Origin of the sequence: Pseudomonas sp. PDM19 (assembly GCF_014852215.1) — a bacterium.
Classification (GTDB): Bacteria; Pseudomonadota; Gammaproteobacteria; order Pseudomonadales; family Pseudomonadaceae; genus Pseudomonas.
In genome coordinates this window covers 106844-129340 of the sequence record NZ_JACVBG010000001.1, presented here as the reverse complement: position 1 = coordinate 129340, position 22497 = coordinate 106844, and the positions used below count along the sequence as shown (strand labels likewise).

18 protein-coding genes are annotated in these 22497 nt (G+C 64.3%); 9 read left to right on the top strand and 9 right to left on the bottom strand.

From position 1 onward, the window contains the following. Window positions 1-9: 9 nt before the first annotated feature. From IB273_RS00630 to IB273_RS00615, 4 genes are all read left to right on the top strand, one after another. Window positions 10-903: a DUF2950 domain-containing protein gene (locus IB273_RS00630; protein WP_192222948.1), complete on the top strand. Its 894-nt coding sequence runs from the start codon at window positions 10-12 to the stop codon at window positions 901-903. 283 nt (window positions 904-1186) lie between these two features. After that, on the top strand, window positions 1187-1729 hold the full coding sequence (locus tag IB273_RS00625; RefSeq protein WP_151186552.1) for an ATP-dependent zinc protease: 543 nt from the start codon (window positions 1187-1189) through the stop codon (window positions 1727-1729). 4 nt (window positions 1730-1733) lie between these two features. Then, window positions 1734-3266, top strand: coding sequence for an inactive transglutaminase family protein (locus tag IB273_RS00620; protein ID WP_081520579.1), 1533 nt, complete (start codon window positions 1734-1736; stop codon window positions 3264-3266). A 3-nt stretch (window positions 3267-3269) separates the two neighbouring features. Then, window positions 3270-4256 carry an alpha-L-glutamate ligase-like protein gene (locus tag IB273_RS00615; protein ID WP_081520580.1) on the top strand — a complete coding sequence of 329 codons (987 nt, stop codon included), beginning with the start codon at window positions 3270-3272 and terminating at the stop codon, window positions 4254-4256. 156 nt (window positions 4257-4412) lie between these two features. On the opposite strand, the gene IB273_RS00610 is transcribed toward IB273_RS00615, so the two are convergent. The 7 genes from IB273_RS00610 to IB273_RS00580 form a co-directional block, all read right to left on the bottom strand. Continuing rightward, window positions 4413-5597 carry a MalM family protein gene (locus IB273_RS00610; protein ID WP_192222947.1) on the bottom strand — a complete coding sequence of 395 codons (1185 nt, stop codon included), beginning with the start codon at window positions 5595-5597 and terminating at the stop codon, window positions 4413-4415. Window positions 5598-5607: 10 nt separating this feature from the next. Next, window positions 5608-7206: an outer membrane protein transport protein gene (locus IB273_RS00605; RefSeq protein ID WP_139791695.1), complete on the bottom strand. Its 1599-nt coding sequence runs from the start codon at window positions 7204-7206 to the stop codon at window positions 5608-5610. Window positions 7207-7224: 18 nt separating this feature from the next. Next, on the bottom strand, window positions 7225-8229 hold the full coding sequence (locus tag IB273_RS00600; protein WP_081520583.1) for a transporter: 1005 nt from the start codon (window positions 8227-8229) through the stop codon (window positions 7225-7227). Between the two features lie 48 nt (window positions 8230-8277). Beyond that, on the bottom strand, window positions 8278-9039 hold the full coding sequence (locus tag IB273_RS00595; RefSeq protein ID WP_081520584.1) for a C39 family peptidase: 762 nt from the start codon (window positions 9037-9039) through the stop codon (window positions 8278-8280). Window positions 9040-9129: 90 nt separating this feature from the next. After that, window positions 9130-9585: a DUF6160 family protein gene (locus tag IB273_RS00590; RefSeq protein ID WP_017516894.1), complete on the bottom strand. Its 456-nt coding sequence runs from the start codon at window positions 9583-9585 to the stop codon at window positions 9130-9132. 231 nt (window positions 9586-9816) lie between these two features. Further along, window positions 9817-12540 (bottom strand): helix-turn-helix transcriptional regulator, encoded by a 2724-nt coding sequence (locus tag IB273_RS00585; RefSeq protein ID WP_081520585.1) that lies wholly within the window; start codon window positions 12538-12540, stop codon window positions 9817-9819. Between the two features lies 1 nt (window position 12541). Continuing rightward, the gene (locus tag IB273_RS00580; RefSeq protein ID WP_081520586.1) at window positions 12542-15250 is read right to left on the bottom strand and encodes a helix-turn-helix transcriptional regulator; all 2709 of its coding nucleotides are present in this window, start codon (window positions 15248-15250) and stop codon (window positions 12542-12544) included. Window positions 15251-15412: 162 nt separating this feature from the next. Here IB273_RS00580 and pabB point away from each other — a divergent pair, with 162 nt between their 5' ends. Together pabB and IB273_RS00570 are read left to right on the top strand one after the other, a co-directional pair. Further along, complete coding sequence (pabB, locus tag IB273_RS00575; protein WP_192222946.1) at window positions 15413-16756, top strand: aminodeoxychorismate synthase component I; 1344 nt, start codon at window positions 15413-15415, stop codon at window positions 16754-16756. Between the two features lie 238 nt (window positions 16757-16994). After that, complete coding sequence (locus tag IB273_RS00570; RefSeq protein ID WP_192222945.1) at window positions 16995-17927, top strand: IS110 family transposase; 933 nt, start codon at window positions 16995-16997, stop codon at window positions 17925-17927. 163 nt (window positions 17928-18090) lie between these two features. Here IB273_RS00570 and thrH read toward each other — a convergent pair whose 3' ends face one another. After that, window positions 18091-18708, bottom strand: coding sequence for a bifunctional phosphoserine phosphatase/homoserine phosphotransferase ThrH (gene thrH, locus IB273_RS00565; RefSeq protein WP_024765701.1), 618 nt, complete (start codon window positions 18706-18708; stop codon window positions 18091-18093). Between the two features lie 189 nt (window positions 18709-18897). Between thrH and IB273_RS00560 the strand changes: the two genes are divergently transcribed. From IB273_RS00560 to IB273_RS00550, 3 genes are all read left to right on the top strand, one after another. After that, window positions 18898-19632 carry a phosphoadenylyl-sulfate reductase gene (locus IB273_RS00560; RefSeq protein WP_081520588.1) on the top strand — a complete coding sequence of 245 codons (735 nt, stop codon included), beginning with the start codon at window positions 18898-18900 and terminating at the stop codon, window positions 19630-19632. Between the two features lie 85 nt (window positions 19633-19717). Further along, complete coding sequence (locus IB273_RS00555; protein WP_192222944.1) at window positions 19718-20062, top strand: hypothetical protein; 345 nt, start codon at window positions 19718-19720, stop codon at window positions 20060-20062. Between the two features lie 78 nt (window positions 20063-20140). After that, the gene (locus IB273_RS00550) at window positions 20141-21325 is read left to right on the top strand and encodes an MFS transporter (protein ID WP_081520590.1); all 1185 of its coding nucleotides are present in this window, start codon (window positions 20141-20143) and stop codon (window positions 21323-21325) included. Window positions 21326-21379: 54 nt separating this feature from the next. Here the strand turns inward: IB273_RS00550 and cysB are convergent, their stop codons facing one another. Continuing rightward, window positions 21380-22354: an HTH-type transcriptional regulator CysB gene (gene cysB / locus IB273_RS00545; RefSeq protein WP_024765699.1), complete on the bottom strand. Its 975-nt coding sequence runs from the start codon at window positions 22352-22354 to the stop codon at window positions 21380-21382. Between the last annotated feature and the right edge of the window lie 143 nt (window positions 22355-22497).

Genomic DNA, 22497 nt, shown 5'->3' with positions numbered 1-22497 from the left:
AGACGAGCCATGCCCATCGCATCGCGCCTGCTGACGCTCGCCCTCCTCGCCGCCCTGCCTGCCAGCCTGCTGGCCCAGGACAGCTTCCCCACCCCCGACGCGGCCGCCGACGCCTTCATCGCCGCGCTCGGCACCGAAAAAGCCGACCCCGAACGCCTGGCCGCCCTGCTGGGCAAGGACTGGCAGAGCTATATACCGACCGCCGGCATCGACCGGGATGAAGTGGACGCCTTCCTCGCCCACTACAAGGACAAGCACCAGATCGAGAAGGACAACCCGCACCTCGCCCATCTGGTCGTCGGCAACGATCCCTGGACCCTGCCCCTGCCGATCGTCCACGACAAGAACGGCTGGGCTTTCAACGCCAAGGCCGGCGGCGAGGAAATCCGCATTCGCCGCATCGGCCGCAACGAGGAGTCGACCCTGGAGGCCGTGCAGGCGTACCACGATGCGCAGATGGACTACGCCGAGGTTGACCGCAACGGCGATGGCGTCCTGGAGTACGCGCAGCAGTTCGTCAGTAGCGACGGGCACCATGACGGTCTGTACTGGCCGGAGGAAGACGGCGGCGAGGAAAGCCCGCTCGGCCCATTGTTCGGCGACGACATGCCGGGCGACGGCTGGCATGGCTACCACTACCGCATCCTCACCGCCCAGGGCCCCTCGGCCCCCGGTGGCGCCTACGACTACAAGATCGGCGGCAGGATGACCCGCGGCTTTGCCCTGATCGCCTGGCCGGTGAAGTACGGCGACAGCGGCGTGATGAGCTTCATGATCAGCCACGATGGCGAGATCTTCTCCAAGAACCTCGGCCCGGAGAGCGACAAGATTGCCAAGAAGATGAGCCGCTTCGACCCGGACAGTAGCTGGACCGAGGTCACCGCCGAGGAGGAAAAGCCCTGAGTGACTGAACCCACCCGGCCGCCTGGCGGTCGGACGGGTTCTGGCAGAGCCCGCCGCTCGCCCGGCATTCGGCGGGCCCGCAAGGCCCCTGTCATATGCCTGAAACAAATACCCTGCCAACACGCCAACCGACTGTCGCCAGCGAAAAACCACATGATAGAATTCGGGCGCTATTGCCTGGCGTCACCAGGCCACGCCGGCCGGCATGCCGGCCACAGCCATTTGGGGTGACGACCGGGGCGTTTCTTTTCAAGGCTTTGCGGCCACTCACTCATCAAGGCCCATGAGACTCAAGCCCACTGCCCTGCTCCTCTTCCTGAGCATCTTCCTGCTTCCCGGCTTCAGCGCAGCTGCCGGCAAGACCGTCTATGGCCTGAACGAATACGCCCGGATCAACGACCTGGACATCGAACTGGCCGCCAAGCTCGACACCGGTGCCAAGACCGCCTCCCTCAGCGCCCGCGACATCAAGCGCTTCAAGCGCGATGGCGAGACCTGGGTGCGGTTCTACCTGGCCACCGACACCGCCGACAGCCAGCCGATCGAGAAACCCCTGGCGCGCATCAGCAAGATCAAGCGCCGCCACGGCGACTACGACCCTGACGAAGGCAAGGCCTATACCGCGCGTCCGGTCATCGAGCTTCAGCTGTGCATGGGCAAGGCCCTGCGCACCATCGAAGTGAACCTTACCGACCGCAGCGCCTTCCAATACCCGCTTCTGATCGGCTCCGACGCGCTCAAGCGCTTCGGTGCCCTGGTCGACCCGAGCCTGAAATACGCTGCCGGCAAGCCCGGCTGCCAACCCGTAGCGAAACCTGCCGAGTAATCCCATGCGCTCTCTTACCCTGCATCTGAAGGTCCTGATCGCCATCCTGCTGACGCTGGGCGTCGCGATCACCGCCTACCAGATCTTCGTCCTCGGCATTCCCATGACCGAGGCCGAGACCGACGACCTGTGGAACATCGACGCCAAGGTCGAGTTCGTCGCCACGCCGAAGACCCCGGTGAAGGTGCAGATGTTCGTACCGCCATTGGCCCAGGATTACGTCAGCCTCAACGAGAGCTTCGTCTCCAACAACTACGGCGTGGGCATCAACCGCTCCGACGGCAACCGCAAGGTGACCTGGTCCTCGCGCCGCGCCAGCGGCCAGCAGACCCTCTACTACCGCCTGGTGCTGACCAAGCGCTATGCCGGCGCCACCGAGAAGGCCAAGGAAAAGGGCCCGATCTTCCGCGACAGCCTGCCCCTGGAAGGCCCGGACAAGATCGCCGCCGAAGCCCTGATCGCGCCCATCCGCCAGCACTCGGCGGACGTCGAGACCTTCGTCAGCGAAGCCATCAAGCGCGCCAACAACCTCAATGACGACAACGTGAAGCTGCTGCTGGCCGGCGATACCAGCCTGGACAAGCGCTCGCATGTGGTCGAAACCCTGCTCGCGGTGGCCCATGTGCCGCTGGAGCGCGTGCACACCATCCGCCTGGTCGCCAACCAGCCGCAGCAGCCCGAACTCTGGCTGCGCAGCTACAACGGCAAGGAATGGCTGTACTTCAACCCGGAAACCGGCGAGCGCGGCCTGCCCAACGATCGCCTGATCTGGTGGCTGGGTGACGAGAGCCTGCTGTCCATCGAAGGTGGCAAGAAGGCCCAGGTCAGCTTCAGCCTCAACAGCAGCGAGATGAACGCCATCCGCCTGGCCAAGCTGTCGGACGAGAACACCGACGCGGCCTTCCTCGAGTACTCGCTGTACGGCCTGCCGCTGTCCACCCAGCAGACCTTCCAGATCATGATCATGATCCCGTTCGGCGTGCTGGTGATCCTGATCCTGCGCAACCTGATCGGCCTGCAGACCCTGGGCACCTTCACCCCGGTGCTGATCGCCCTGGCCTTCCGCGAGACCGGCCTGCAGTGGGGCATCGGCCTGTTCACCGTGATCACCGCGCTAGGCCTGTCGCTACGCTCGTACCTGGAACACCTGAAGTTGCAGATGCTGCCACGCCTGTCGGTGGTGCTGACCTTCGTGGTGGTGATGATCGCCGCCATCAGTCTGCTCAGCCACAAGCTCGGCTTCGAGAGCGGCCTGTCGGTCGCCCTGTTCCCGATGGTGATCCTGACCATGAGCATCGAACGCCTGTCGATCACCTGGGAAGAGCGCGGCGCCGCCCACGCCATGAAGGCTGCCATCGGCACCCTGTTCGCCGCTGCCCTGGCGCACATCCTGATGCGCGTACCGGAGCTGGTGTACTTCGTGTTCACCTTCCCGGCCGTGCTGCTGATTCTGGTGTCGTTCATGCTGGCGATGGGTCGCTACCGCGGTTACCGCCTGACCGAACTGTTCCGCTTCAAAGCCTTCCTCAAGGACTAAGCCATGTTCGGCCTGATCAAGCGATGGAAAGCCCTGGAAGCCAAAGGCATCATGGGCATCAACCGACGCAACGCGGACTACGTGCTCAAGTACAACCAGCGGCACCTGTACCCGATCGTCGACGACAAGATCATCACCAAGCAGCGCGCCATCGAGGCGGGCATCCACGTACCGGAAATGTACGGGATCATCTCCACCGAGAAGGAGATCGAACGCCTGCCGGAGATCATCGGCGAGCGCAGCGACTTCGTGATCAAGCCGGCGCAGGGCGCCGGCGGCGACGGCATCCTGGTGATCGCCGATCGCTTCGAGGAGCGCTACAAGACGGTCTCCGGGCGGATCATCAGCCATGAGGAAATCGAGCACCAGCTGTCGAGTATCCTCACCGGCCTGTACTCCCTGGGCGGCCACCGCGACCGCGCGCTGATCGAGTACCGGGTGACCCCGGACCAGATATTCAAGAGCATCAGCTACGAAGGTGTACCGGACATCCGCATTATCGTGCTGATGGGCTACCCGGTGATGGCGATGCTGCGTCTGCCGACCCGCCAGTCCAACGGCAAGGCCAACCTGCACCAGGGCGCCATCGGCGTGGGTGTGGACCTCGCCACTGGCCTGACCCTGCGCGGCACCTGGCTGAACAACAAGATCAGCAAGCACCCGGACACCACCAACGCGGTGGACGGCGTGCAGTTGCCCAACTGGGACGGCTTCATGAAGCTCGCTGCCGGCTGCTACGAGTTGTGCGGCCTGGGCTACATCGGCGTGGACATGGTGCTGGACCAGGACAAGGGCCCGCTGATCCTCGAGCTCAACGCCCGCCCCGGCCTGAACATCCAGATCGCCAACGACTGCGGCCTGACCTTGCGTACCCATGCCGTCGAGGCGCATCTCGCCGAGCTGGAAGCCAAGGGCGTGAAGGAGACGGTGGAAGAGCGCGTGCGCTTCTCCCAGCAGCTCTTCGGTCATGTGCACCCGAAGGAAGTCTGAGGCGCCCCGCCCCACAAAAAAGCCCGGCATTCGCCGGGCTTTTTCATGGTCATCTGATTTCGCGGACAGCGCGTAGGGCGCATAACGCCAACGGCGTTATCCGCCGTGGAGGCTGGCGGATAACCCGTTCCGGGTTATCCGCCCTACGGAACTGCTTCAGCGCACTACGGCCAGCTCGAACCCACCCTGGTCTCCGTGCTCGCGCACCTTCATCCCGGCCTCGTTCACCGCCAGGTCTTCCAGCGGTCGCTTGTAGGGCTTGTTGTCGAGGGTCTGCAGGCTGCGGTCCTCGTCGGTAGTGAGCAGCAGGACGTAACGCTCACCCTGGTTGGCGCGCACCGGGATTGTCCCTTCGATGAAGGCATAGCGGTACCAGGTCTCCGGGTTGAGCTTGTACACCGCGTCACTCACCAGGCGTGTCGGGCGCTTCTGCTCGTCGAGGAACAGCAGCGACGGGTAGACCACCTGGTGGTTGGCGAAGCTGCGCACGCGCAAGCCGTAGACGTGTTGTGAGCTGGGCAGCTTCATTGCCACGAAGTAGCTCTTGCCCATGGGGAAATCGAAACTCGGCGAGAACTTGTTCAGCTCCTCGTAGCGCGGTTCTTCCACCGACAGCTCGGTGAAGTCACCGTCGCCCATCTGATCGCAGCAACGCCGCTGCAGGTCGACATAGAGGTCGTCCAGGGTCTTGCCACTGCCCTTGAGCAGCGCCTTCATGGCGTCAGTCTGCTCGCCCATGCCGTCGAGCCCCGGCAGGTTGTTCGGGCGCCCCTTCAGGTCGATCTGCCGGCCTTCGGTAAAGGCGATAGTGCTGCCACCCTGCTCGCCCCGACGAAACATCGCCCCGCGCTGCTCCGCCGTGATCGGCGAGTTGCGCACCTGCCCCTTGTCGTCGACCCAGGTGAAGTACGGGTTGCCGTTCTCACTGCGGACAAAGCCGCGATCCTCGTAGGACTCGGCGTCGATGTACTCGGAAGAGTGCTCACCATTGGGCAGCACGTAATCCGCGCGGCCGGGTGCTACCTGGCCGGCGGCGTAGAAGCTGTTCTGCAGGTTGCCCTGGGCGTCCACCCAGGTGAAGTAGCGGCGCTTGCTCTCCCCTGCCGGCCGGGCACCCGGCCACTGGGTGGCGCTGAGGTCGATCAAGCGTGCGCGGTCGCTCTGGTCGATGCGCTTGTCCGCCTGGCGCTGCTGCTGGGCGTAGTTGGCATCGACGAAGGTGTTATGCACCTGGCCGCTGTCGTCGATCCACGACAGGTATCGACCGCTGGCAGCCTGCGCCGATGCGCTCGCCACGCCGACGGCGGCGACGCAGGAAATCAGGAGGGTCAGCCTGTTCATGTTGTTGCCCTCAGAAGGTGGTGCGGTAAGTCATGGCGAACACGTAGGCCTTTACCGTGGTGCTGACGTCGAGGCCGGCATAGGGGTTGTACACCAGGTTGTCGATGCCGGTGCAGTTCAGGTTGCAACTGGTGCCCGCCTTGATGCTCTGCTTGGAGACGAAGTAGTTGAAGCCCAGGTCGATCACCGTGTCCTTGTCCCACTGATAGCCCAGGCCCAGGCCGTAGAGATCGGCGTCGCCGATGGGCACCAGGGCGTCGGCCTTGTCCTTGGGGATCGCCGAGGGACGGTACTCGTATCCGGCGCGCAGTTGCAGGCGGTCGTTGACGTCGTACTGCACGCCCATGGCATAGCTCCAGGTGTCCTGGTAGCCGCGGTCGAGGATGATGCTGTGGTCGGTGGCACCGTTGGGCGCAAAGTTCTTGGCGATGCGCAGCAGGTCGAGCTCCTTGTCGAACTCGATTTCCAGCTTGTTCCAGTCGCTGTAGTCGGTCCACTTCAGGTCGAAGTTGAACTGCCACCTGTCGAACGGGCGCACCTTGATACCGGTGGAGAAGCTGTCCGGGTTGACCATGTTCAGCGTCGCCACACCGTGCTCTTCCTCGGCGTTGCCGTAGGGGAACAGCGGGCTCAGGAAGGCGCCGAACACCGAGTTCTGCATGCCGGACCAGAAGCCCTGCCAGTCCTTGGTGTAGTCGACGCGGTACTTGCCCTTGAGGTGCATGCGCGACTCGCTCTGGTAGGTCGCGCCCCAGGCCAACCAGTCGTAGGGTTCCCAGAGCACGCCCAGGTTGAAGCTCGGCGAGAGGGTCTGCTGCATGTCCAGCTTGAGGTTGGCCAGCGAGTCGTAGGGACCGATGCGGCCGCCGCAGACGTTGAACACCAGCTCGACGATCTCCTGCGCACCCGGCACGCAGGTGGTGTCGTGCAGGGTCTGCAGCAGGCCGGTGAGCAGGCCCGGGTTGCGGAAGTCGGTATCCAGCGCCATCGCCTGGTGGGAGAAGCCGATGCTCAAGCCCACCGACAGGTCGTCGTTGACCTCGTAGCCCACCGAGGGTGAGAAGTAGGTGATGCGCTGCAACGAGACGCGGCGGCCTTCGTAGCGTGCCGGGTCGCTGTCGGAGTCGCGCGAATAGCCCAGCGCCTGGGGCGCGTAGACGTTGGTGGCGAAGGTGAACTTGGAGCCCGGCGGGTTGATCGACAGGCCGGCCAGTGGCGCCACCAGCAGCGGCATGTCGGTCATGCCGCCGAGGCCCGGCAGGTACATGGTCGGAGTCAGGGTACGGCTGTTCTCACCGGCCACCGGGTCGTCGTCCAGGCCGAAGGAGGACGAACCATAGTCCGGCGGCGCCTTGAAACCGGCGCGGATATCCATGACCCCGGTGATCAGCTTGAGCTGGGTCTGGCGGCCCTTGAGCTTGGTCAGGGCGGCGGGGTTGTAGTGCACCGCGTCGATACCGGTGGAGTCGGCCGTGACCGCGTTGGCCATGGCCATGGCCTTGGGGTTGCCGATGGTCAGGTCGTTGGCGAGCTGGGCGTTGGCGAGCGTCGCCCAGCCAAACCCTACCCCTGCCATCGCCACCGCGAGGGGCGAAATGCGCATAGTCATGTGGTGGTCGCTCGTCGGTTACTGGGCTTTGAGGCCTTGGATATCCAGGGGAAGGGAAACCCCCAGCAGTACATCCGGCGAGTCTTCGGTCAGACCGAAACCGGCGTTCACGTTGACGATGTAGTCCGGCGATGTTCGCAGGCCGAGCGAGAAGTTCATGATCGCGCTGGTCTGCTCGGGCGCCTCGACCGTGCGGTCGTTGAAGTAGTACTTGTTCTTGAACGAGTAGGCCATCTGGTAGGAGGTGGCCAGGGAAACGTCGTAGGACAGCGCGTAGGCCATCCCCATGGCGAAGTTCAGCGTGTCACCCGGCACCACCTTCTCCAGCTCCTCGCCGAACTGGTTCTGGTGGATGTCATCGACCTTCATGTTGTAGGTGTAACCCAGCGAGCCGTAGAGCACGACGGGGTCGATCACGTAGGACATGTTGGCGCCGGCGCCCAGGCTGTAGAAGCCGTTGCCGGTGGAGACGTCATCCTGCACGTTGCCCTTGTACGGGCTGTCGCCGGTGGGCAGGCCGAGGGTCGCGTAGAGCGTGGTGACCGGGGCGCCGCGGCGCGCGGCCCAGGGCTGCCAGCGCAGGGTGGCGGAGACGTCGCCCAGGCTGTAGGCATGGATGTCGCGCTCGGTGTCGTACTTGGCCACGAACGGCAGGCGCATGCTGAAGGTCAGGTTGTCCCAGATGCCGTAGTCGAAGGTGAACGAGTTGGTGAAGGTGTGTTGCGCCTCGCTCTGGGCCAGCACGCTGTAGACGTTCTCGCCACTGCGCACGGCCTGCAGGCGCGTGTCGCGCATCAGGGTGTAGTCGAAGCCGTAGGTCAGCTGGCGCTCACCTTTCTTGAGCAGGGTGTAGCTCTTCTCGGCGGCCTGGAATACCTGCTCCAGCGCCTTGGCGCTGTCGGCGTCGGTATCCTTCTTGGCCAGCGCATCACGCGCGTCTTCGGTTGTCGCTTCTTCGGCGATGGTGCTGGTACTTGCCAGCAAGGCCAGAGCGGCAACGCACGCAAACCCCTTGAAATCCATGTTGCTATCCCCTGGTCTTGTTCTTATTCGTATGGGCCGATCGGGCGATCACTTGCGCCGGATGTACTGGACATCTCCGTTCGTGGCGGCTGTGCCAATCTGGTTCTGGGTGACCTTGCTCATCTCCGGGAACTCGCGGAAAGCCAGCAGGCTCACGGTCCGGTCGTCCACCAGGCGCATGTCGGCCTCCTTCAGCTCCAGGGCGTTCCTGGGCTCCTGGCCGCTGGGGTAGATCACGAAGAGCACGTTCTGGTCCCAGATTTCCTCGAAACGGGCGCGGGTGAAACTGATGTTGCCCAAGGCAGGATCGGCAACGAAGACGTGGTCGTTGTAGACGTCGCGGACCACGACGAAATGCTTGAAGCCGGCATAGTGGATCGGCACCAGCGCCGGGTGTTCGAGCGAGTCCAGGTCGGAGAACTCGGCACGGAAGCCGCCACTCTTGTAGCCGAGTGCGGCGGCATAGCGCTTCATGTCCAGAAGCGAGAATCCACGGCGCTGGACGATCTTGTCGGCCTCGCCATACTTGATCAGGCCTTCCATGACCTGACGCTCTTCCAGGTTGCGGCCCAGGTAGTAGTCCAGCAGCGTGGTCAGCGCCGCCGAGCCGCAGCTGTAGTCGTAGGCCTGGCGGATGACGTTGCGGAACTGCACCTGGCTCATCGGCTCGAGCTGGACCGACTCACGGAAGGGACCGTTGGGCGTGAGCGGCTGCGAGATGTTCACTGTGCCCTGCTGTTGCGGCTTGGTATCCACGGCCTGGGTAAAACCGAACAGGCCCAGCAGGCTTCCCAGCAGAATCTCGAACATCCCACCCCTCGCTTCAAATTCTGGAAGTCATTCCTGGAAGACCCTCGCCGGCAGGCGCCGGCAAGGGGTACTGCGCTTCAACCTTCGGGATCAGTGACCCCAGACCTTCACGGTCGAACCGGCGAGGTTCAGGTTGGAAACGGTCAGCGAACCAATGCTGGCGCCGCCGGTGCCTACCTTGACGGCGTCGATGGTGACGTCACCGGTCACGGTGGGCAGGCCGATGGCCAGTTGTTCGGTGGCTACGGCGGTGCCGCCGCCAACCGGAGTGATGTTGGTTTTCACCACGTCGACGGTCATCGGCGCGTTGTCGGCGATGGTCACGCTCGGCAGGTGGATACCCTGCAGGACCAGGGAACCGCCGTTGGTGTCGGCGTCCTTGTAGGTGACAGCGCCAATGGAGGCGTTGAAGGTACCGGAAATGCTGATGCCATCCTGGCCGGTGATACCGGACAGTGCAGCGTCATCCATGGATTTCATGTCGGCATGTGCCAGGAACGGAGCGGCCAGAACTGCGCTTGCAAGAACCAGTTGCTTGATTTTCATTGTTATAACTCTCCAGTGTTCAGGTGGGGTTGCCCCAGGCACTGCAAGGGGCGTCCTACCCCGCTGCAGGTTGACCGGCTGCTGCCGATCTTCCAGACCCCCGACTTCTTCCTTAGGCGCCGCGGGTATGGATTCGTGAAGCACGAAGCTTCTCGTCCTGGTCTCCAAGCTACTGACCCGCCGTGAACCTGCCAGCCCATCCAAGGGATGGCGCAAAACCAACCTTCCGACTCAAGCTTCGCTGAGCAGTCCCAGACTCTTCCCCTTGAGTACCGCCTGGGTGCGGCTGCGCACGCCGAGCTTGGCGAACAGGTTGTGCAGATGCCACTTGATGGTGGCCTCCGACAGATGCACCGCCTGGGCGATATCCCGGTTCGACAAACCCGCCGCCACGAGCCGCAGGATTTCCCGCTCGCGATGGCTAACATCTTGATTTTCATCGAAACTTTCAGGATCTACAGAGAGCCTGCGGCACTGTTCGCGAAGCATCTCGGCCACCCCTTGCCAGGCCGATGCGCGCTTGGGTTCGGCGCCTTTCCAGGCCTCCCAGAGCGGCAGTAGCCACAGGGCGTCGTCCTGGAACAGGCGCCGGTAACCCAGGTTCCAGGCTTCCTCGAGGGTGGGGGCGAACAGAGCGAAGGCTTTTTCGCTGTTACCTTTCTGCCAATACGCCACAGAAAGTAACAGCGAAAGACGCAGCCGCCGGTCGCGCTGATAGGGCGAGGTAAAGCCCGCCAGGCACGATTCCAGACGCTGCTGCGCACGTTCGGCGTGGCGCTCGGAAAGCGCCAGGCGCGCCTCCGCCATCACCAGCGCCGCGTGGGCATCGGCGTAGCGTTCGGCGTTGAGCCCTGACAGGTGCCGCGCCAGTTGCAGACACACGCGCTCGGCCTCGTTGGGCCGGCGCATCCACAGCAGCAGCTGCACCTTGCAGCTCATGGCCAGCGCATGCACCCGCTCGTAGCCCGGCGACTGCAGGCCAACCAGCCATTCGTCGAGCTGGGCCAACCCTTGTTCGGCCTCACCAGCGAAGAATCGCGCCTTGGCCATCACCAACTGGCCACGACTGATCAGCTCCACCGGTGTGGCAACGTCGCGCCAGGTGGTGGCCAGCGGCAGTTCGGCAAGGATCGCCGCGTGACGATCCTGCTCGTACAGCAGGTCCGCATAGGCCAGGGACAGCGGCCCACCGACCCGGCTGCGCCGGCCGAAGACCCGCTCCACGCGGCTGCGCGCACTCTCGGCAATGGTCCGGCCGCGCTCCAGCTCACCGCGTTCCTTGCAGATCAGCGCCTCGATCATGCTGACGACGACCTGCAGGTATTCGCTGTCAGCCATGCGCAGGCAATCGCGGGCAACGCCGATGGCGTTGGCCGCCTCGGCGTAGTCACCCAGCAGCGCATAGGCAGCCGCCTGGATGCACGACAGGCTGGCGCGGAACACCGGCTGGTTGCCTGGCACCAGCGCCAGCCACTGGCGCGCCACCTTCAGGCAGGCCTCCAGCTTGTCCTGGTAGAGCAGCACCAGCGCCTTGAGTACCTGGGCCACGGCGAGCAATTCGGCCATGCCGAAGTGGCGCACCTTGCCCTGCCCCTGCAGCAGCCGGACGCTGAGCTCTTCGATCAGCGCCTCGGCCTCGGCGAACTTCTGCTCGAAGGCCAGTTGCCAGGCGTAGAAGATCTGGAACACCGGGTGCTCGCGGATCACCTCGGCGGGAATGCTGCTGAGCATGCCGAGGATGCCGTACACGCGGTTGCCGGCAATCAGCTTGGCGCCCTGGCGCTCCAGCAGGTCGGCGGCGAAGGCGTAGTCGCGGGCGCGCAGGGCGTACTTGATCGCACGGTCCGCCATGTCGCGACCCTCGCACCAGCGCGCGGCAGCATGCAGCAGCGGCGTCGGATCGGAGTTGCGCGCCAGGCGGCCCTGGAGGAATTCGGCGAACAGGTGGTGGTAGCGGAACCACTCGCGCTGGTCATCCAGCGGGATGATGAACAACTGCTCGTTCTGCAGCCGCATCAGCATGTCCAGGCCATCGCGGCGCCCGGTCAGGGCGTTGCACAACTCGGCGCAGAATTCGTCGAGCACCGAGGTCTGGTCGAGGAACTGCTGCAGCGGTTCGGGCAGGCTGCGCAGAACGTCCTCGGCGAGGTAGTCGGCAAGGTCGCGCTCGGTACCGGAAAGCCCCTTGAGCAGCGCCGCGCGGTCCGGGTTGCGCGCCAGCGCCAGGGCCGCGAGATGCAGCGCAGTGATCCAGCCTTCGGTGCGTTTATGCAGCAGCTTGAGCTCGCTGTCGCTCAGGGCCAGCCCCTTGAGTTCGGTGAGGAAGGTGTCGGTTTCCTCGCGGGTCAGGCGCAGGTCGTCGCCGCTCAGGCAGAAGGCCCAGGGCGCCAGGCCCGGCTCGTCGACCAGGAAGCGCGGGCGATAGCGCGTGCTGGTGACCAGGCGGATGTTGTCCGGCAGGTGCTCGATCAGGTAGCGCGCACCGTGGGCCAGCGCCGGGTGGCGGATCTGGTGGAAGTCGTCGAGCAGCAGGTAGATCGGCCCGTCGAGGCGACGCAGGTCGGAAAGGAAGGCGTCGATGATGCCTTCCAGCGGCAGGGTCATGTCCGACTGCAGCAGGTTCGAGGTGTTGGTGCCGAAATCCGCCTCGACGCTGCGGATGCTCGCCACCAGGTACTGCACCAGGCGCTGCGGCTCGCTGTCGCCCTCGTCGCAGGACATCCAGGCGACCCGCGCGCCACCCTCCAGTAGGCGCTGGCGGAACAGGCTGAGAATGGTGCTCTTGCCGAACCCGGCCGGCGCACTGAGGATCAGCACGCGCTGCTGGCGGTGGGCATACAAGCGGTCGATCAGGGCGCGGCGCGGCAGCAGCGAATCGCTGTCGGTGCGCGGTGGGAACAGCTTGGTGCGCAGCAGCGGCATGGGCTGCTGCGGCAGTGTGGTCAGGGTCGTCATGTCAGAGCAGACTCAGCTCGCGGGCACGGCGTATCGCTTGGGTCCGATTGCGCACCTTGAGCTTCTCGTAGATGTTGTGCAGGTGCCATTTGACGGTGCCCAGGGCCAGCGACAGCTGCTGGCCGATCTCCTCGTTGGAGAGTCCCTGGGCCGCCAGGCATACCACCTCGCGCTCGCGGTCGGTCAGACCTTCCTCGAGCACCTCGGGTGACCTGCGTGCTTCCTGCCCCGGCCAGACGGTCAACATTCCGCGAATGAAGACCTGCAGCGCCGGTTGTCGCTCGGTGGATTCCAGCTGCTGCAGCAACTGGCGAATCCCCTCGCCTTCCTCGATGAAAATGCTCCGCACCCCTTCCCGCTCGGCGCCGACCAGGCATTGGCCGAGCAGGCTGTGGGAACGTTCCTGGTAGCCCAGGCGCTGGTAGCTCAGGGCCGCCAGCAGGTCCAGGCGCAGCCGTTGCAGGCCGTGCCACCCCGGCTGCAGCATGCCGCGCAGCTGGGTGATTTCGTGCAACGCCTCGCTGAAGTGCCCGCGCGCCTGGAGCAGGCGCACACGGCTGATGCCCTGCACCCAGAGCACCGGGTTGAACGGCATCTGTTTGTAGTGGCTGGCGAGCTTTGCCCAGTCGATCGCCTTGAGCCGCTGCTCGGCGCGCTTGCAGCGGTCGGTGGCGGTTTCCTGGAGGATCAGGTTGATCTCCTCGCCCACCGCCATGGCGAAGAAGCGCCAGGACTGGTTGCGCGAAGCCAGGGTCTGCATCAGCCCCAGAGTCGCCAGTGCTTCCTTGCCGCGGCCCTGCAGGCGCTGGATGCGCGCCAGGCACTGCATGCCCTGGGCGTACAGGTCGATGGGATTGACCACGTCGACCCGGCCCAGCGCCCAGCGCAGGCGTTCTTCAAGGCCATCCAGTTCGGTGCGGTAGTAGGCCGTCAGCGCTTCGGCGATGGCCGGCAACGCCAGGGCCTGGGAGCGTTTGTCGAACAGCGGCATGGCCTGCTCACGTACGCGCTCGATGAGCATCTGCGCCTGGTTGACGTGTCCCTGCTCCAGCGCCAGCACCACTTCGATGGTGCATTGCTGCATGTGCAGGTAGCGGCCGTCGAGGAAGTGGTTGCGCTGCTGCGCCAGCCCCATCAGGCGACGTGCCTGCTCCGCCTGGCCACGCACGACCTGGGCGAAGGCGGCGATCAGCAGGATCGCGCCCTCGAGGAACGCCGAGTTCTGCCCCAGTTGGCTCTCCACCTTGCGCGCCAGGGTAATGCACTGTTCGAGGTCATCTTTCTGCAGCGCCAGTACGGCTTTCACCGCCAGCGCCGAGAGGTACTGGTTGCCCATCGGGCCGTTGCCGCGCGAGTCGCCCCAGCGCGCCAGCAGCTCGTCGATCATGCGATTGGCTTCGGGCAGGCTGAGCTCGGTGGCGCGGGTCCAGACGTCGCTGAGCACGAGGATCGGGTAGCGCTCGGCGATCTCGTTCGGCACATGCTTGCGCCAGCGCGAGATCAGGTAGAGCTGGCCGCGGTTGATCAGCTCCAGGCCGCAGCCGTCGACCAACGCGGCGAGCATCTCCGGGTCCTCGGCGAGGCAGGCGTGCTCGATGGCCAGGGTCGGCATGTGGTGATTGGTGAACCACAGGCTGGCGTTGAAGTGCAGTTGCTTGAAGCGCTCCGGGTCGCGCTCGCGCAGGCGGGCACGGAGGAAGTCGGCGAACAGCTGGTGGAAGCGGTACCACTGGCGGTCGCGGTCCAGCGGCAGGAGGAACAGCTGCATGCTGTCCAGGTGCTCCAGCAGCGCTTGGCCGTCCTGGCGACCGGTCAGGGTGTTGGCCAGATCGCCGTTCACGCGATTGGCGATGCCCAGCGACAGCAGCGCGCTCTGCACGTCGGCCGGCAGGCGTTCGAACACCGCGCGCAGCAGGTAATCACCCACCGCCGCCTTGTCGCTGCTGAGCAGCCTGAGGTCTTCCGGAGCACCCGGCTGCTGGCGCAGCCACAGGCTGACCAGGTGAACCCCCGCCATCCAACCTTCGGTCTGGTTGTGCAGCGACTGCAGGCAGCTATCTTCGAGTTGCAGGCCATCGCGGGCCAGGTACTCGCGGGTTTCGTCGCGGGACAGGCGCAGCTCGTCCTGGCCGATTTCCAGCAGCAGACCCTTGGCGCGCCAGGTAGCGAGGTTCAGCGGCGGCTGGGAACGGCTGCCGATGGCCAGGGTCAGGCCGGGCGGCGCGTACTGCACCAGGCGATTGAGGCCGGCGAAGACGTCGGAATGGGTGATCTCATGCAGGTCGTCGAGTACCAGCAGGACCTTGCGCTCGTCGCGGGAGAGGTCCATCAGCAGGCTTTCCATGACCGCGACCACGGGCACACGCATGGTGTTGTGCACGTAGCCCAGCGCATCCTCGCCAGTGCCCGGCACGGAGGTGGCCAGGGCCTGGATGAGCTTCAGGCAGAAACGACCGGGATCGTCGTCGTCACTCTCCAGGGAGAGCCAGGCGACCTTGTGGCCTTCGCTTGCACGCTTGCCGGCCAGCGCCGCCAGTGCGGTGGTCTTGCCGAAGCCGGCGGGCGCCGAGAACGACAGGATCGAGGCATAAGGATGTCGGTCCAGGGCATTCTGGACCTCGGGACGAATCAAATAATCAGCAGGCACCCGAGGGGGTGTTAATCTGGAGCGCAGAAGGCTGCCGGCTGCGGGCTCGAGCACTACATCCACGGCCTGTATCCCTATGTCATTATCGTTGTTGGTACGGAGCACTGTCCGCGTGGGATTCGTCACTTCTTATCAGAATGCTTTTCCTACGTAAACTGAAGAAATAGCTCTAGGATCGACACTTCAGCCGACCTGATCACCTCATTTGCCTGCACGCTGTTACCCATGCCTGACTGTTTTCTGTACCCGCTTCCTTACCGGGAAGACCCGGGCGAACGCTTCGCCCTGATTCATCGGGCACCCGGCGCCGTACTCCTGGACGCCGGTCGACCCATTGCCACACGTGGACGCTATGACCTTCTGAGCGCCTGGCCATTGGCAGAACTGGCACCAACCGCCGACGAATCGGCCAAGCGCTTCTTCGCCCGCGCAAGAGCCGCCTTGCAGAGCCTGGGCGAGGCAAAAGTCCCGGACAATCAGCAATTGCCATTCGTCGGCGGAATGATCGGTTATCTCGGTTATGACTTCGGCCGGCGCGTCGAGCACCTGCCCGAACCGAACCTCGACGACCTCGCCTTCCCCGACGCACGCCTGGGCCTGTATGCCTGGGCGCTGGTCACCGACCACGAGGAGCGCAGCAGCCAGCTGGTTTTCCACCCGTCACTGGCGACGAGCGAGCGGGAGCGTCTGATCGCGCTGTTCGAGAACGCCCACGATGATGAAGCGCTGCCGCCCTTCCAGCTTGCTGCGCCCTTCCGTCCGGACCTGAGCCGCGAGCAGTACCGCGAAGCGCTGGAGCGGGTGCACGGCTACATCCTCGCTGGCGACTGCTACCAGGTGAACTACACGCAGCGCTTCCGTGCGCCCTGCCAGGGCTCGCCCTGGCTGGCCTACCGCGCGCTGCGCGAGGCGTGTCCTACGCCCTTTGCCGGTTACCTGGCATTGCCTGAAGGCGCCGTCCTCAGCCTGTCGCCGGAGCGCTTCATCCAGCTCCACGGCAAGCAGGTGGAAACCCGCCCGATCAAGGGCACCCGCCCGCGCGGCGACACCCCAGAGGCCGACCGACAGAATGCCGATGCCCTGCTCGCCAGCGAGAAGGATCGTGCCGAGAACCTGATGATCGTCGACCTGCTGCGCAACGACCTGGGCCGCAGCTGCCGCCCTGGCAGCGTGCGTGTGCCCGAGCTGTTCGCGGTGGAGACCTACCCCAACGTCCACCACCTGGTCAGCAGCGTGCGTGGCGAACTGGCGGACGGCAAGGACGCGCTGGACCTGCTCGAAGGCAGCTTCCCCGGTGGCTCCATCACCGGCGCACCGAAAGTCCGCGCCATGCAGATCATCGACGAGCTGGAGCCGACCCAGCGCAGCATCTACTGCGGCAGCCTGCTCTACCTCGATGTGCGCGGCGAAATGGACAGCTCCATCGCCATCCGCACCGTACTGGTCAAGGACGGCCAGGCAAGCTGCTGGGCCGGCGGCGGCATCGTGGCCGACTCGAATTGGGAAGAGGAATACGAGGAATCGCTGACCAAGGTGGGCGTGCTGCTGCGGACCTTGGAAAACCTGTAGGAGCGGGCCATGCGCGCGATCGCGGGCATGGCCCGCTTGTGTCTGCAAAGCTCTATAAGCTCGAAGGTGAGAGCGACGGGAGGCAAGCTGCAGGTCCGCGGTGTTGGTCGCACGAGTAGGAACTCAAGCTGCCTCCCGCCGTCCTCTGACCTAGCCCGAACAGTTGAACGAGTGAACCTCGAACCACAAGCGTGGGCAGTCAGAGTGCTCTCGTCGAACAGTTTACGAGGATTGGCTCATGACAACAGCTTGGGTAGGTATCGATGTTGCCAAGGATTCACTCGCCGTTTGGATCCGGCCACAAGGTGTACTCGTCAGCGTTTCCAATGACGCAACGGGATATCAGCAATTGCTGGAGCTCTTTGCCCAGGACAAGCCGGGGCGGATCGTTCTGGAGGCCACGGGCGGGTATGAGCGAGGTGTGCTCTTTGCCCTGCTGCGGGCAGGCCATGTCGTTTCCCGCCTGAATCCAACTCGAGTACGAGCATTCGCTACAGCGATGGGCAAGCTGGCCAAAACCGATCCGATTGACGCTGCGGTACTGGCACACCTGGCCCAGGTTCTTGAAGAATCGCCCAGCCAGGCGCCCTCGCCAGCGCGCGAGCGGCTGCTTGCGCTGGTCCAGCGCCGCGAGCAATTGGTCTGCCAGCGCGATGATGAGCGCCGCCGGTTGCCGCAGGCTAGCCAAGCCTTTGTCCGGGATTGCCTGGAAAATGCCATCAAGACCCTGCAAAGCACCATCCGACGTTACGACCAGGAGATAACCAAGGCCCTGAACGACCTGGACCCGGAGCAGGTCGAGCAGCTACGCCAAGTCAAAGGCGTAGGGCCGGTCACTGTCGCAGGCTTGCTCGCCTACTTGCCGGAGTTGGGGCAACTCAATCGACGGCAGGTTGCCGCACTGGTGGGGTTGGCTCCGTACAACTGCGACAGCGGCCAAAAGTCGGGGCAGCGACGCATCCGCGGTGGCCGCAGTGCAATACGACGCATCCTCTACATGGCGACCTGGTCGGTCATTCGTTATCAGCAGGAGTTTGCTGATCGCTACCAAAAACTACGGGACAAGGGGCGGTGCCCGAAGGTCGCATTAGTGGCATGCATGCGCGTACTGATCGTGCGGATCAACGCGATGGTGAGAGACGGCACCGGGTGGAGGACAGGTGCCGTGTGAAGACAGTTGCTCCTACAACAGCTGCGTGTCTCGATATTCCGCGTAGGGCGCATAACGCCTACGGCATTATCCGCCGTCCTGGCGGATAACCCGTTCCGGGTTATTCGCCCTACGAGGAACAAAAAAGCCCCGCATCAGCGGGGCTTTTTTGTCACAGCCGGTATTACAGGCTGAGCGGGCGGTTGGACGCCTTGAGGAATTCCTTCTTCAGGTCCTCATAGGTGTGCACGGCCGGGAACTGCGGGAACTCGCGAATCACGTTTTCCGGCGCGTGGAACAGGATGCCGGCGTGGGCTTCGGAGAGCATGGTGGTGTCGTTGTAGGAGTCGCCGGCGGCGATCACACGGTAGTACAGGCTCTTGAAGGCGATGACCGACTGACGCTTCGGGTCCTTCTGGCGCAGCTGGTAATCCACCACGCGATCGGTCTCGTCGGTGATCAGCTTGTGGCACAGCAGGGTCGGGAAACCGAGCTGGCGCATCAGCGGCTGGGAGAACTCGTAGAAGGTGTCGGAGAGGATCACCACCTGGAAGCGCTCGCGCAGCCAGTCGACGAACTCCACCGCGCCTTCCAGCGGCTTCAGGGTGGCGATCACTTCCTGGATGTCGGACAGCTTCAGGCCGTGCTCGTCGAGGATGCGCAGACGCTGCTTCATCAGCACGTCGTAATCCGGGATGTCACGGGTCGTCGCCTTCAGCGCTTCGATACCGGTTTTTTCAGCGAAGGCGATCCAGATTTCCGGAACCAGAACCCCTTCCAGGTCGAGACAGGCGATTTCCACGAACGATTTCCCCGCAGGTTTGACTTGAGAGGCGGCACTCTAGCCGCTCGCTCCAGGCGGTGCAACGCACCACTTATACCCAAACACCACAGTCGACCTTCCTGATGGTTATTTAGGGGCATATCCCCCTCTTTGCTACCATCGCGCCCACAGAGCGCCTTGCGCCATTAAAACTAGGAATACCGCCTGATGAGCCTCCCGTTCGATATCGCGGAAATCGCCGCGAGCTATGCCAGCAAAGCCCCACAGGACATCCTGAAGCTTGCCTTCGAGCACTTCGGCGACGAGCTGTGGATTTCCTTCAGCGGCGCCGAGGACGTGGTGCTGGTGGACATGGCCTGGAAGCTCAACAAGAACGTCAAGGTGTTCAGCCTGGACACCGGCCGCCTGCACCCGGAGACCTACCGCTTCATCGAGCAGGTTCGCGAGCACTACGGCATCGCCATCGAAGTGATGACCCCCGACCCGCGCCTGCTGGAGCCGTTCGTCAAGGAAAAGGGCCTGTTCAGCTTCTTCAAGGACGGCCATGGCGAGTGCTGTGGCATCCGCAAGATCGAGCCGCTCAAGCGCAAGCTGTCCACCGTGACCGCCTGGGCCACCGGCCAGCGCAAGGACCAGAGCCCCGGCACCCGCAGCCAGGTGGCCGTGGTCGAGGTGGACGGCGCCTTCTCCACCCCGGAGAAACCGCTGGTGAAGTTCAACCCGCTGGCGAACATGAGCAGCGAAGAGGTCTGGGCCTATATCCGCATGCTGGAAATCCCCTACAACAGCCTGCACGAGCGCGGCTTCATCAGTATCGGCTGCGAGCCCTGCACCCGCCCGGTGCTGCCGAACCAGCACGAGCGCGAAGGCCGCTGGTGGTGGGAAGAAGCCACGCAGAAGGAATGCGGCCTGCACGCCGGCAATTTGATCAGCAAGGCCTGAAGCCGTACCCTCGGCTGACGGAAATTTCCTTGTCAGCCCGCAGCCCAGGATCGGACGCCTGCATGCCTGCGGCGGAGCCGATCCCATGCGCATCACCCTGGTGAAGAAGGTCCTGGCCGACGGCCAGGACTGCCGCAAGTGCCGCGAAGTCCACGAACGCCTGGTCAAGGGCGGCTATCTGAGTCGAATCGACCGCACCCTGGTCGCCGATGAGCGCAACCCCGCCAGCACTGGCTGGCTGGTCGCCGCGCAGTACGGTGTGGACACCGCGCCGTTCTTTGTCGTCCGCCACGATGATGGCTGCGAGGTCGTCTACACGGTGTTCATGAGCTTCCTCCATGAAGTTCTGGAAGGCCGTGGCGAACTCCCGCTGGACTCCCGCGAAGCGCTGGCCGAACTGGCCCAGCGCGACGACCTCGATCGCCTCTGAGCGTCGTCTTTGACGCTTTCTTGATGCCCGTTCGGCCAGACTGTTTTCTCCTTCCCTGACGCACAAGGATGTTTCGCCATGGCCGACGGCACGGATCGCAGACGCCCCCGCATTCCCGCCACCGTCTGGGCACTGGGTTTCGTCAGCCTGTTCATGGACCTGTCCTCCGAACTGCTGCACAGCCTGTTGCCGCTGTTCCTGGTTGGCAGCCTCGGCCTGAGCATGGTTGCGGTGGGCCTGATCGAAGGCATTGCCGAAGCCACCGCGCTGATCGTGAAGGTATTCTCCGGCGCCATCAGCGACTACCTCGGCCGGCGCAAGGGCCTGGTGCTGTTCGGCTACGGCCTGGCGGCGCTGTCCAAGCCGCTGTTCCCGCTGGCTACCTCCGGCGAGACCATCTTCGCCGCGCGCCTGCTCGACCGTATCGGCAAGGGCATCCGCGGCGCACCACGCGATGCACTGATCGCGGACGTTTCGCCGCCGTCGATCCGTGGCGCGTGCTTCGGACTGCGCCAGTCCATGGATACCGTCGGCGCCTTCGCCGGCCCGCTGCTGGCCATCGTGCTGATGCTCTGGCTGGGCAACAACCTGCCGCTGGTGTTCTGGTTCGCCTGCATTCCGGCCGGCGTCGCAGTGCTGGCCATCGTCTTCTTCGTCCAGGAACCGGAACAGGCCGAAGGCACCCAGCGCTTCCGCTCGCCGATCCATCGCGATGCGCTGCGCAGCTTCCCGGCGCGCTACTGGTGGGTGGTCAGCATCGGCGCGGTGTTCACCCTCGCGCGCTTCAGCGAAGCCTTCCTGGTGCTGCGCGCCCAGGACATCGGCCTGCCGATGGCCTGGACACCAATCGTCATGGTGGTGATGGCCCTGGTATTCATGCTCTCGGCCTACCCGGTGGGCTGGTGGTCGGACCGCACCGACCGCACCGGCCTGCTGGCCATCGGCATGCTCCTGCTGGTGGCGGCCGACCTGCTGCTGGCCTGGGCCGACTCCACGCCGCTGATGCTCGTCGGCGTCGCACTGTGGGGCCTGCACATGGGCTTCACCCAGGGGCTGCTGGCGACCTTGATCGCCGACACCACGCCAGCCGACCTGAAAGGCACCGCCTTCGGCGTGTTCAACCTCGCCAGCGGAATCGCCATGCTGCTCGCCAGCGTGCTGGCCGGCTGGCTGTGGCAGAGTTTCGGCGCCAGCTGGACCTTCCTGATCGGCGCGGCGCTGGCCTTCGCCGCCCTGCTGTTGCTGCGCTGGCGCATCCACTGAAGTCAGCAATGAAAAAGCCCGGCATCTGCCGGGCTTTTTCGAGTGCGGAGGCGATCAGTAGACCGGCAGCTCGATGCCGTCGAACAGCTCGTCCAGCTCGGTCTTGTTGTGGCACTGCACGGCCTTGGCCAGCAGGTCGCGGGTCAGGTGCGGGGCGAACTTCTCGATGAAGTCGCACATGAAGCCGCGCAGGAAGGTGCCGCGACGGAACCCGATCTTGGTCACGCTGGACTCGAACAGGTGGCTGGCATCGAGCATCACCAGGTCGCTGTCGAGCTTCGGATCGACCGCCATGTGGGCCACGATGCCCACGCCCAGCCCCAGGCGCACGTAGGTCTTGATCACGTCGGCGTCGGCCGCGGTGAACACCACTTTCGGCACCAGGCCACGCTGGTTGAAGGCTTCGTCGAGCTTGGAGCGGCCGGTGAAGCCGAATACGTAGGTCACGATGGGCTGCTCGGCGAGCAGTTCCAGGGTCAGCTTCGGCACCTTGGTCAGCGGGTGGCCCTGGGGCACGATCACGCAGCGGTTCCAGCGGTAGCACGGCATCATGATCAGGTCGCCGAACAGCTCCAGCGCCTCGGTGGCGATGGCGAAGTCGACGGTGCCGTCAGCGGCCATCTCGGCGATCTGCATCGGCGTGCCCTGATGCATGTGCAGGGAGACGTCCGGGTACTGCTTGATGAAGCCGCTGATCACGCCGGGCAGTGCATAACGCGCCTGGGTGTGGGTGGTGGCGATGGACAGCGTGCCCTTCTTTTCGTTGGAGAACTCCTGGGCGATCTGCTTGATGCTCTCGACCTTGCGCAGGATCTCGCCAGCGGTGGTGATGATGCGCTCGCCGGCCGGGGTGACGCGGGTCAGGTGCTTGCCGCTGCGGGCGAAGACTTCGACGCCCAGCTCGTCTTCCAGCAGGCGGATCTGCTTGCTGATGCCGGGCTGGGAGGTGTACAGGCTTTGGGCGGTGGCCGAGACGTTCAGATCGTGGTGCGCGACTTCCCAGATATAGCGCAGTTGCTGAAGCTTCATGGACTTTCCTCGAAATGAATGTCGCGACCCGCGATCAGGGGCTTGTCGTTTTATAACCATATTAATGGTTTAAGGAATAAAACTAGACGTTTTTTTTCGCCCTGCATGCCATTCGTCTAAAGCCCCACGGAAATTCCGGGCTT